This is a genomic window from Pseudomonas reidholzensis (genome assembly GCF_900536025.1).
GTDB classification, from domain to species: Bacteria; Pseudomonadota; Gammaproteobacteria; order Pseudomonadales; family Pseudomonadaceae; genus Aquipseudomonas; species Aquipseudomonas reidholzensis.
In genome coordinates this window covers 235,646-247,530 of sequence record NZ_UNOZ01000013.1, presented here as the reverse complement: position 1 = coordinate 247,530, position 11,885 = coordinate 235,646, and the positions used below count along the sequence as shown (strand labels likewise).

Below are 11,885 nucleotides of genomic sequence, written 5' to 3'. Positions count from 1 at the left end.
CAAGCGGCTCAGATCGCCACCAGGTGGCCGTCTTCGAGCTTGAGTACGCGGTCCATCTGGCGCGCCAGGCTGAGATCGTGGGTCACCACCAGGAAGGCCGTCTGCGACGAGCTGGAGAGCTCGCGCATCAGTTCCTGGATGCCCTGCGCGGTGTGGTGGTCGAGGTTGCCGGTGGGCTCGTCGAGCATCACCAGGCCCGGCCGGTTGACCAGGGCGCGGGCGATCGCCACGCGCTGACGCTCACCGCCCGACAGCTCGGCCGGCTTGTGGCTCAGGCGATGGCCGAGGCCCACGCGCTTGAGCAGCGCCTCGGCGCGCTCGCGGGCCTCGGGGATCGGCGTGCGGCCGATCAGCAGCGGCATGCAGACGTTTTCCAGGGCGGTGAACTCAGCCAGCAGGTGGTGGAACTGGTAGACGAAGCCCAGCGCACGGTTGCGCAGCAGGCCACGGGCCCGCTCGCCGAGCGCCGACAGCTGCTCGCCGGCCAGCCAGACACTGCCGGTGGTCGGCGTGTCGAGGCCGCCCAGGAGGTTGAGCAAAGTGCTCTTGCCGGAGCCGGAGCTGCCGACGATCGCCACCCGCTCACCGGGCTGCAGCTCCAGCTGCAGGTTGGCCAGCACCTGCACCGACTCCGGGCCCTCGTCGTAGGACTTGCCCAGGTTGCGGCAACTCAGAACGGCTGTATCACTCATGCGCGACTCACTCATAACGTAGCGCCTCTGCAGGCTGGGTGCGCGCCGCACGCCAGGCCGGGTACAGGGTGGCGAAGAAACTCAGGACCAATGCCGCGCCGCAGACCATCCAGACGTCTTCGGCCATGATCTGCGAAGGCAGGTAATCGATGAAGTAGACGTCGGCGTTGAGGAACTTGTGGCCGATCAGCGTCTCGATGCCGGCAATCGCCGCACTGACGTTGAGCGCGGCAAGGATGCCGACCACGGCGCCGATCAAGGTCCCGAACACACCGATCACCGTGCCCTGGACCATGAAGATGGCCATGATCTGCCCCGGCGTGGCGCCAAGGGTACGGAGGATGGCGATGTCGCCCTTCTTGTCGTTGACCACCATCACCAGGGTGGAAATGATGTTGAACGCGGCCACCGCGACGATCAGCAACAGCAGCAGGCCGATCATCGCCTTCTCCATGCGGATCGCCTGGTACAGGTTGCCGTGGGTGCGGGTCCAGTCACGCGCGTAGAACTCCTGCTCGCCCAACTGCTGGGCGATGCTCCAGGCCACCCGGGGCGCCTGGAACAGGTCGTCGAACTTGAGCCGCAGGCCCTGCACCTGGTCGGGCTTCCAGCGGTGCAGGCGGGACAGGTCGGCAATGTTGGTCAAGCCCAGGAAGCCGTCGATCTCGCCGGCGCCGACATGGAAGGTGCCGACCACGGTGAAGCGCTTCATGCGCGGGAACATCCCCGCCGGGGTCACGCTGACCTCGGGGGCGACGAAGGTCACCTTGTCGCCGACGCTGACGCCCAGCTTGGCCGCCGCCTTGTCGCCGATCATGATGCCCCACTCGCCCGGCGCCAGCGCATCGAGGCGGCCTTCGCGGATGAAGTTGTCGATGATCGACACCTCACGCTCGCGCGCCGGATCGATGCCGTTGAGCAGCACCTTGGAGACCTTGCCGTCATGCGTCAGCAGGCCCTGCATCTGGGTGAAGGGTGCCACCGCAAGCACTTGCGGATTCTGCTTTACTTGTTGAGCAAGGGCCGACCAATCGTTGATCGGCTGGCCGCTCTCGAGCGTGGCGTGAGGGATCATGCCAAGCACGCGGGTACGCATCTCGTGGTCGAAGCCGTTCATGACCGAGAGCACCACGATCATGACTACCACGCCCAGGGCGAGGCCGATCATCGAGGTCAGGGAAATGAACGAGACGAAATGGTTGCGGCGCTTGGCACGGGTGTAGCGCGTACCGATGAATGCGAAAAGAGGTCTGAACATGTCGGGGCTTGTTCGGATGAAAGGGAACGTCCTTGTGGCGAGGCGCCTACGGCGGCTTTACACTCGGACCACCGCCGTAACCTTGGGTTCGCCATGACGACACTAGACGATGAAGATCGCCGCGAATACTACCGCATCGAAGACAGGATCGCACTGGAAATCAGCCCCTTGAATGCGGCTGAGGCCCTTGATCCAGAACTGTTGCAAGATGATTCGCCGCTGTTCAGCCTGCTCAGCGAACTGCACCTGGCGGACTTCGAATCGCAGCACCTGCTGCGCCAGCTGAGCGACAAGGACCGCACCCTCGGTGCGTTCCTGCGGGCGCAGAACAAACGCCTGGACCTGCTCAGCAGCGTGGTCGCGCAGAGCCTGCTGGGCGAGATCGGCGAGCCGCACCGGGTGATTCTCTCCGAGGGCGGCATCGAGTTCGCCCAGGCCGAGCAGATCGCCCCCGGCACCCGCGTGAAAGTGAAGATGGTGCTGATGCCCCGCGCCCATGGCCTGCTGCTGCGCGGTCGAGTCACCCATTGCGACCCGCTGGCGGGCGGCGACTACGAGGTGGGCACCGAGTTTACCGACATGACCGACGCCCAGCGCCAACTGCTGGCGCGCTACATCCTCCAGCGCCAGCAACAGCAACGACGCCAGGCGCTGGAACAGAACGACCCCGCCCCCTGAGCCCTGCTCTCTTGATTTGAAGGAACGAACGTGACCCTGATCTACGGCCACCGCGGCGCCAAGGGCGAAGCACCCGAAAACACCCTGACCAGCTTCCGCCAGTGCCTGGCACATGGCGTCAACCGCTGTGAACTGGACCTGCACCTGTCGGCTGACAACCAGCTGATGGTGATCCACGACGCGACCCTCAAGCGCACCACCGGCCGACGCGGCAAGGTGGTCGAAAACAGCGCCGCCGACCTCAGCACCTACGACGCGCGCAAGGGTGGCCCCGGGCATGTACAGCCCTGCCCTATCCCGCGGCTCGAGGAGTTGTTCGAGAAGTGTGCGTTCGAGCACTGGCAACTGGAGGTCAAGAGCGCCTCGCGCACCCGCGCCGCCAGCACGGTACTGGCGATCCGCGAACTGGCCCAGCAGTACGGCCTGCTGGACAAAATCACCATCACCTCGAGCTCGCGCGAAGTGCTCGGCGCCGCCCTGGAGCTGGTGCCGGACGTGTCGCGTGGGCTGGTGGCGGAATATGCCTGGCTCGACCCGCTGAAGGTCGCGCAGAACTACAACTGCGAGATGCTCGCACTGAACTGGACGCTGTGTACCCCCGAGCGCCTGATCAAGGCCCAGCGCCAGGGGCTGCACGTGTCGGTGTGGACGGTCAACGAGCCGGCACTGATGCGCCGACTCGCCGACTTTGGCGCTGACAGCCTGATTACAGACTTTCCCGGTTTGGCCAAGACCACCCTAGGGCAGGACTGAAATCACACTCCCCGACCGGCTCAGGCCACCGGCCGGAGCCGCTCAAAAAAGCCGGTTGAGGCCGTCGTACGCGGCTACCCGATAGGCTTCGGCCATGGTCGGGTAGTTGAACGTGGTGTTGACGAAGTACTTCAGGGTGTTGCGCTCACCCGGCTGATCCATGATCGCCTGGCCAATGTGAACGATCTCCGAAGCCTGGTAGCCGAAGCAGTGCACGCCGAGGATTTCCAGGGTTTCACGGTGGAAGAGGATCTTCAGCATGCCTTGCGGCTCGCCGGCGATCTGCGCCCGGGCCATGCTCTTGAAGAACGCCTTGCCGACTTCGTACGGCACCTTGGCCTGGGTCAGCTCCTGCTCGTTCTTGCCGATCGAGCTGATCTCGGGAATGGTGTAGATGCCGGTCGGCACGTCGTTGACGAAGCGCCAGCTGCCATTGTCGACGATGCTGCCCGCCGCCGAGCGACCCTGGTCGTGGGCGGCACTGGCCAGGCTCGGCCAGCCGATCACGTCACCGGCGCCATAGATGTTCGGCACGGTGGTGCGGTAGGCCTCGTCGACCTCGATCTGGCCACGGCTGTTGACCTTGATGCCGATGTTTTCCAGGCCCAGCTTGTCGGTGTTGCCGGTACGGCCGTTGCACCAGAGCAAGGCGTCGGCCTTGATCTTCTTGCCCGACTTGAGGTGCAGCACCACGCCGTTGTCCAGCCCTTCGACCCGCTCGTACTCCTCGTTGTGGCGTACGGTGATGTTGTTGTTGCTGAAGTGGTAGCTCAGCGCCTGGGAGATTTCCGAGTCGAGGAAGCTCAGCAGCTGGCCGCGGTTGTCGACCAGCTCGACCAGCACACCCAGGCCGCTGAAGATCGACGCGTACTCGCAACCGATCACACCGGCGCCGTAGACGATCAGCTTGCGCGGGGTGTGGCTGAGGCTGAGGATGGTGTCGCTGTCGTAGACGCGCGGGTGGTGGAAGTCGATGTCGGCCGGGCGATACGGGCGCGAACCGGTGGCGATGATGATGTGCTTGGCCACCAGCTTCTCGACCACCCCGTTCGGGCAGACCACTTCGACGGTCTGCTCGTCGGCGAAGCTGCCGGTGCCGGTGAACACGTCGACGCGGTTACGGGCGTAGTAACCGGTGCGCGAGGCGACCTGCTTGGAGATGACCTTCTCGGCGCTCTTGAGCACGTCCGGGAAGGAGAACCAGCGCGGCTCGCCGATGGCGCGGAACATCGGGTTGGTGTTGAACTGCATGATCTGCCGCACCGAGTGACGCAGTGCCTTGGACGGGATGGTGCCCAGGTGGGTGCAGTTGCCGCCGACCTGACGACGGCTATCGACCATGGCCACCTTGCGGCCTGCTTTGGCGGCGTTCATTGCCGCACCTTCTCCGGCCGGGCCGGAACCCAGCACCACTACGTCGTAGTTGTAGACAGCCATGCGTACTCCTTCAGAACTGGCCCGCCGGCCGGTTGGCCGCGGGGCGCGATCATGTCGCCGGGGCGCCATGAGAAAATTCGGGTGCAGTCTAATCAAGCGTGAACGCCGCGCACATTAACCCTTGGTCGCGTCGTAGGCCAATCCAGCCTGCACTACATATCGTTCACCGATTCCCTGGCGGCGATCATCCTTGCTTGCGCTTTCACTCGCCTTTCAGCGCGTGTTCGAATCCGGGCGTAGCCTGGGAGACGAAGCCACCCTCGACCCGGGTCACCAGCACGGCGGCGATCCCGTTGGCTACGGCAAACGCCCAGCCACGCTCGGGCCCGAGAATCAGCAGCAGGGTCGAATAGCCGTCGGCCTGCAGCGCCGAGGCATCGAGCACGGTGACTGCCGCCAGGGCATGCACGACCGGACGCCCGCTGCGGGCATCGAAGGTGTGCGAGTAGCGCCGGCCATTGTCCTCGAAATAGTTGCGATAGTCACCCGAGGTCGACACGGCCAGGCCATCGACGCTGATCACCTGGCGGGCGATCTGGCGGTCGCCACCCGGCAGCTCGAGCGCCACCCGCCACTGGCTGCCGTCGGGCTTGCGCCCCAGCGCCTTGAGTTCACCGGTGGCTTCGGCCAGAAAGTTGTCGATACCCATGGCCACCAGGCGCGTGGCGATCAGGTCGACCGCGTGGCCGGCGGCGATGCTGTTGAAGTCGAGTTCGACGGCGGCGTCCTTGCACAGCATGCCCGGCTCCAGGCGCAGGTGCTGATAGCCGACCCGCTGGCGCGCCTGGGCCAGCGCGTGCGGGTCGGGCACCTGCTCGTGGCGGGCCTGCGGGCCGAAACCCCAGAGGTCGAGCAGTGGCTCGACGGTGAGGTCGAACGCGCCAGCGCTCTGTTGCGCCAGGCGCTGGCCAAAGGCGACCAGCGCAAGCATGTCGGCGGGCAAGGCCAGGCAGTGGTTGGCCGGGAGCTGGTTGAACTGGCTGACGGTGGAATCACTGCGGTAGGTGGAGTAGTGCTGGTCGATGTCGTGAAGGATCGATTCGACGGCTTGGCGGACCTGCTCCGGAGCCGGGCCACCCGGCATACGCACGTACTGGATGCTGTAGCTGCTGCCCATGGTCGGGCCACCCAGGCGCTCCAGGGTCGGGCGCTGGTCGCAGGCTGAAAGCAGCATGAAGGTGAACAACAGGAGTGCGCGCATACGTTCGATCTCGGCTGGCGGCTCAGACCCTATCGCGGGCAAGCCCGCTCCTACAGACAGCGAGCTGCACCCCGGATGATGAACCGGATCCGCAGGCCCTGTAGGAGCGGGCTTGCCCGCGATAGGGCTTGAGCTGCCAGCACAATACTCTGGACAAAAAAACGGGAACCCGAAGGTTCCCGTTTTTTCAGTCACTTACAAGCGAATCAGTGTGGAAACGCTGGCGGGTTCACACCGGCCATGTCTTCCATCACACGCACCACCTGGCAGCTGTAACCGAATTCGTTGTCGTACCAGACGTACAGGACAACGCGGTTTTCATTGCAGATGGTCGCTTCAGCGTCCACGACACCGGCGTGGCGCGAGCCGACGAAGTCGGTCGAAACCACTTCCTGCGAGCTGACGTAGTCGATCTGCTTGTGCAGCTCGGAGTGCATGGCGGTCTGGCGCAGGTACTCGTTGATCTCTTCGCGGCTGGTGCCGTTTTCGAGGTTCAGGTTGAGGATGGCCATCGACACGTTTGGCGTCGGTACGCGGATCGCGTTGCCGGTCAGCTTGCCCTTGAGCACTGGCAGCGCCTTGGCAGCAGCGGTGGCAGCACCGGTTTCGGTGATGACCATGTTCAGCGGCGCGGCGCGGCCACGACGGCTGCCCTTGTGGAAGTTGTCGATCAGGTTCTGGTCGTTGGTGAACGAGTGAACGGTTTCGACGTGGCCGTTGATGATGCCGTACTTGTCGTTGACGGCCTTGAGCACCGGCACGATGGCGTTGGTGGTGCAGGACGCCGCGGAGATGATCTTGTCATCCGCGCTGATTTCGCCGTGGTTGATGCCGTGCACGATGTTCTTCAGCGCGCCCTTGCCAGGTGCGGTGAGGATCACGCGGGCAGCGCCCGGGCAGGCCAGGTGCTGGCCCAGGCCATCGGCGTCACGCCAGACACCGGTGTTGTCGACGATCAGGGCGTTGCTGATGCCGTACTGGGTGTAGTCGACTTCGCTCGGGCTCTTGGCGTAGATAACCTGGATCAGGTTGCCGTTGGCGGTGATGGTGTTGTTGGCTTCATCGATGGTGATGGTGCCATCGAACGGGCCGTGCACCGAGTCGCGGCGCAGCAGGCTGGCACGCTTGACCAGGTCGTTGTCGGCGCCTTTGCGCACGACGATGGCACGCAGGCGCAGGCCGTCGCCACCACCGGTCTTCTCGATCAGGATGCGCGCCAGCAGGCGGCCGATGCGGCCGAAACCGTACAGGACGACGTCGGTGCCCTTGCGCGCCGAAACGTTCTGTTGGCCAACCACTTCAGCCAGCTCTTCGCGGACGAACTGCTCGGCGCTGCGGCCGTTGCCTTCGAGCTTGAACTTGTTGGCCAGCTTGCCCAGGTCGACCGAAGCGGCGCCCAGTTTCAGCTCGCTCATCGCCTTGAGCAGGGGGAATGTCTCGTGGACGGACAGTTCGGTCTCGTCGGCCTGACGATGACGCGCAAAGCGGTGTGCTTTGAGGATCGAGATAACCGAACGGTTGATCAGGCTACGGCCATAGATCGAGCTCACCACGTTGTTATTGCGGTAGAGCTGACCGATAAGCGGGATCATCGCTTCAGCAAGTGCTTCACGATCAATCCACTCACCAAGACACTGGTCGGGCTTCTGAGTCACGGGAACCTTCCACATGTAGGGGGAGAAAAAAGGGGCTACATTATGACGCCCCACAGCGTAACGAGCAATGAGCGCCTGTCGCCGCCGTCGCACAGCGCTGTTCTGGCCCTCGCGGGCCTGACAGCCGGCACCGGCGTCGGTACAATCGATCTCTTTGCCGCAACGCTTGGAGTGCAATCTCCCGTGTCAGTTCTGCGCCTACCGCAAATGTCGGCCACTGCCGGCAAACAAACCTGGGGCAACCTGCCCGGGGCCGCCCTCAGCCTGGCCATCGCCGAGGCCGCCAGCGGCGCCCGCCGGTTCACCCTGCTGCTGACCGCCGACAGCCAGGCGGCCGACCGCCTCGAGCAGGAGCTGCGGTTCTTCGCTCCCGACCTGCCGGTGCTGCCGTTCCCCGACTGGGAAACCCTGCCCTACGACCTGTTCTCGCCGCACCAGGACATCATCTCGCAGCGGATCGCCAGCCTCTACCGGCTGCCGGAACTGGACCACGGCATCCTCGTCGTGCCGATCACCACCGCCCTGCACCGCCTGGCGCCGACGCGTTTCCTGCTCGGCAGCAGCCTGGTGCTGGACGTGGGCCAGACCATCGACGTCGAGCAGATGCGCACGCGCCTCGAAGCCACCGGCTACCGGTGCGTCGACACCGTCTATGAGCACGGTGAATTCGCCGTGCGCGGCGCGTTGATCGACCTGTACCCGATGGGCAGCAAGCTGCCGTACCGGATCGACCTGTTCGACGACGAAATCGAGACCCTGCGCACGTTCGACCCGGAGACCCAGCGCTCGATCGACAAGGTCGAGTCGGTACGCCTGCTGCCGGCGCGCGAATTCCCCATGCAGAAAGAGGAAGTGACCCGCTTCAAAGCGCGCTTCCGCGAGCGCTTCGATGTCGACTTCCGCCGCAGCGCGATCTTCCAGGACCTCGCCAGCGGGATTATCCCGGCGGGCATCGAATACTACCTGCCGCTGTTCTTCGAAGAGACCGCGACCCTGTTCGATTACCTGCCGGCGGACACCCAGGTGTTCTCCCTGCCGGGCGTCGAGCAAGCCGCCGAGCATTTCTGGAACGACGTGCGCGGGCGCTACGAAGATCGCCGCGGCGACCTGACCCGCCCGCTGCTGCCGCCCGCCGAACTGTTCATGCCGGTCGAAGACTGCTTCGCCCGCCTCAAGCAGTGGCCACGCGTGGTGGTCAGCGCCGACGAGCTCGAGGCCGGCAGTGGCCGCGAGCGCTTCCCGGCACGCGCCCTGCCCAACCTGGCCATCGAAGCCAAGGCCAATCAGCCGCTGGCCGCGCTCTCGGCATTCCTCGACCAGTTCCCTGGCCGGGTGCTGTTCACCGCCGAATCGGCCGGCCGCCGCGAAGTCCTGCTCGAGTTGCTCGAGCGCCTCAAGCTGCGCCCGCACACCGTCGACGGCTGGACCGATTTCATCACCGGCAGCGAGCGCCTGGCGATCACCATCGCGCCGCTCGACGACGGCCTGCTGCTGGACGACCTGGCGCTGATCGCCGAGAGCCCGCTGTTCGGCCAGCGCGTGATGCAACGCCGGCGCCGCGAGAAGCGTGGCGAGGCGGCCAACGACGCCGTGATCAAGAACCTCACCGAGCTGCGCGAAGGCGCGCCGGTGGTGCACATCGACCACGGTGTCGGCCGCTACCTGGGCCTGGCCACGCTGGAAATCGACGGCCAGGCCGCCGAGTTCCTCACCCTCGAATACGCCGAGAACGCCAAGCTCTACGTGCCAGTGGCCAACCTGCACCTGATCGCCCGCTACACCGGCAGCGATGACGCCCTGGCGCCGCTGCACCGGCTGGGCTCGGAAACCTGGCAGAAAGCCAAGCGCAAGGCCGCCGAGCAGGTCCGCGACGTCGCCGCCGAACTGCTCGACATCTATGCCCGCCGCGCCGCGCGCAAGGGCTACGCGTTCGCCGACCCGGCCGCCGACTACGCCACCTTCAGCGCCGGCTTCCCGTTCGAGGAAACCCCGGACCAGCAGAGCGCCATCGAAGCGGTGCGCGCCGACATGCTCGCCGGCAAGCCGATGGACCGCCTGGTCTGCGGCGACGTCGGCTTCGGCAAGACCGAAGTGGCCATGCGCGCGGCGTTCATTGCCGTGCACAGCGGCCGCCAGGTAGCGGTCCTGGTGCCCACTACCCTGCTCGCCCAGCAGCACTACAACAGCTTCCGTGACCGTTTCGCCGACTGGCCGGTAACCGTCGAGGTGATGAGCCGCTTCAAGTCGGCCAAGGACATCGCCACGGCCGCCGCCGACCTCGCCGAAGGCAAGATCGACATCCTTATCGGCACCCACAAGCTGCTCCAGGACGATGTGCGCTTCAAGGACCTCGGCCTGGTGGTGATCGACGAAGAGCACCGCTTTGGCGTGCGCCAGAAAGAACAGCTCAAGGCCCTGCGCAGCGAGGTCGACATCCTCACCCTGACCGCCACGCCGATCCCGCGTACGCTGAACATGGCCGTGGCCGGCATGCGCGACCTGTCGATCATCGCCACCCCGCCGGCGCGCCGGCTGTCGGTGCGCACCTTCGTCATGGAGCAGAACAACAGCACGGTCAAAGAAGCGCTGCTGCGTGAACTGCTGCGCGGCGGCCAGGTGTACTACCTGCACAACGATGTGAAAACCATCGAGAAGTGCGCCGCCGACCTGGCCGAACTGGTGCCCGAAGCGCGCATCGGCATCGGCCACGGGCAGATGCGCGAGCGCGAGCTCGAGCAGGTCATGAGCGACTTCTACCACAAGCGCTTCAACGTGCTGATCGCCTCGACCATCATCGAAACCGGCATCGACGTGCCGAGCGCCAACACCATCGTCATCGAGCGCGCCGACAAGTTCGGCCTGGCCCAGCTGCACCAGTTGCGCGGCCGGGTCGGGCGCAGCCACCACCAGGCCTACGCCTACCTGCTGACGCCGGCGCGGCAGAAGATCAGCAGCGACGCCGAAAAACGCCTGGAAGCCATCGCCAACACCCAGGACCTCGGGGCCGGCTTCGTCCTGGCCACCAACGACCTGGAAATCCGCGGCGCCGGCGAGCTGCTCGGCGACGGCCAGAGCGGGCAGATCCAGGCGGTCGGCTTTACCCTCTACATGGAAATGCTCGAACGCGCGGTCAAGGCCATCCGCAAGGGCAACCAGCCCAACCTCGAGCAGCCGCTGGGCGGCGGCCCGGAGATCAACCTGCGCCTGCCGGCACTGATCCCCGAGAGCTACCTGCCCGACGTGCATGCGCGGCTGATCCTGTACAAGCGCATTGCCTCGGCGGCCGACGAAGAAGGCCTCAAGGACCTGCAGGTGGAAATGATCGACCGCTTCGGCCTGCTGCCCGAGCCGACCAAGAACCTGGTGCGCCTGACCCTGCTCAAGCTGCAGGCGGAAAAACTCGGCATCAAGAAAGTCGACGGCGGCCCCAACGGCGGCAAGATCGAGTTCGAGGCCGAGACCCCGGTCGACCCGCTGACCCTGATCAAGCTGATCCAGGGCCAGCCCAAACGCTACAAGTTCGAGGGCGCTACGCAGTTCCGCTTCCTGGTGCCGATGGAACGCCCCGAAGAACGCTTCAATACCCTGGAGGCGCTGTTCGAGCGCCTGACCCCACAGACTGCCTGAAGGAAGTTCCATGCGTGCCATCCGTTGCCTGACCTTGCTGCTGACGCTGTGTGCGCCGGCCGCCTTCGCTGAAGGCCTGTATCAGGTAGAAGTGCTGCTGGTGCGGCAGAACGACGTGCCTGCGGTCACCAGCCAGTTCGCCCCCGAAGACTGGAGCGCGGGCGCCCCGCGCCTGGCCAAGGACGCCGAGCGCCCGCCCGTGCTGGCCGACGAGGCGACCCGCCTGGAGGCGACGCCGAGCTACACCGTGCTGCTGCACAAGGCCTGGCAACAGCAGGTCGGCAGCGAGCCGAGCCGGATCGCCGTCGGCGCGGGCGAGGAGCAGTTCGGCCACTTCCCGATCGAAGGCAACCTGAGCCTGGCCGACGGCCGCTTCATCGCCGTCGAGGCCAACTTCTGGGTCAACCAGCTCGACGGCAACGGCAGCGTGCTGCGCAGCGAGCAGTTCAGCCAGACCAACAGCAACATGAAGCGCGGCGAGCTGACCTTCCTCGACGGTGGGCACCTGGCGCTGCTGCTCAAGGTCGCACCGGTGGGTGCACGGAAGATACCGGTGATGGACCCGGAGACGATGGAGCAGTGAG

General features: G+C 65.5%; 9 protein-coding genes. 4 read left to right on the top strand and 5 right to left on the bottom strand.

The features are described 5' to 3' along the window. Positions 1-8 precede the first annotated feature (8 nt). Positions 9-692, bottom strand: coding sequence for a lipoprotein-releasing ABC transporter ATP-binding protein LolD (lolD, locus tag CCOS865_RS09085; protein ID WP_208644513.1), 684 nt, complete (start codon positions 690-692; stop codon positions 9-11). A gap of 7 nt (positions 693-699) precedes the next feature. Then, positions 700-1,950: a lipoprotein-releasing ABC transporter permease subunit gene (locus CCOS865_RS09080; protein WP_119139961.1), complete on the bottom strand. Its 1,251-nt coding sequence runs from the start codon at positions 1,948-1,950 to the stop codon at positions 700-702. 93 nt (positions 1,951-2,043) lie between these two features. Between CCOS865_RS09080 and CCOS865_RS09075 the strand changes: the two genes are divergently transcribed. Both CCOS865_RS09075 and CCOS865_RS09070 read left to right on the top strand, forming a co-directional pair. Beyond that, a complete protein-coding gene (locus CCOS865_RS09075; protein WP_119139959.1) occupies positions 2,044-2,628 on the top strand; it encodes a PilZ domain-containing protein in 585 nt (194 codons plus the stop codon). 30 nt (positions 2,629-2,658) lie between these two features. Then, complete coding sequence (locus CCOS865_RS09070) at positions 2,659-3,381, top strand: glycerophosphodiester phosphodiesterase (RefSeq protein WP_119139957.1); 723 nt, start codon at positions 2,659-2,661, stop codon at positions 3,379-3,381. 42 nt (positions 3,382-3,423) lie between these two features. Here CCOS865_RS09070 and sthA read toward each other — a convergent pair whose 3' ends face one another. From sthA to CCOS865_RS09055, 3 genes are all read right to left on the bottom strand, one after another. Then, on the bottom strand, positions 3,424-4,818 hold the full coding sequence (sthA, locus tag CCOS865_RS09065) for a Si-specific NAD(P)(+) transhydrogenase (protein WP_119139955.1): 1,395 nt from the start codon (positions 4,816-4,818) through the stop codon (positions 3,424-3,426). A 202-nt stretch (positions 4,819-5,020) separates the two neighbouring features. Beyond that, positions 5,021-6,019, bottom strand: coding sequence for an FAD:protein FMN transferase (locus tag CCOS865_RS09060; RefSeq protein WP_119139953.1), 999 nt, complete (start codon positions 6,017-6,019; stop codon positions 5,021-5,023). A 206-nt stretch (positions 6,020-6,225) separates the two neighbouring features. Then, positions 6,226-7,689 carry a glyceraldehyde-3-phosphate dehydrogenase gene (locus tag CCOS865_RS09055; RefSeq protein WP_119139951.1) on the bottom strand — a complete coding sequence of 488 codons (1,464 nt, stop codon included), beginning with the start codon at positions 7,687-7,689 and terminating at the stop codon, positions 6,226-6,228. A gap of 168 nt (positions 7,690-7,857) precedes the next feature. On the opposite strand from CCOS865_RS09055, the gene mfd reads away from it, so the two are divergent. Beyond that, positions 7,858-11,301: a transcription-repair coupling factor gene (mfd, locus tag CCOS865_RS09050; RefSeq protein WP_119139949.1), complete on the top strand. Its 3,444-nt coding sequence runs from the start codon at positions 7,858-7,860 to the stop codon at positions 11,299-11,301. Between the two features lie 10 nt (positions 11,302-11,311). Further along, positions 11,312-11,884 (top strand): CsiV family protein, encoded by a 573-nt coding sequence (locus tag CCOS865_RS09045; protein WP_119139947.1) that lies wholly within the window; start codon positions 11,312-11,314, stop codon positions 11,882-11,884. The last annotated feature ends 1 nt before the right edge of the window (position 11,885 follow it).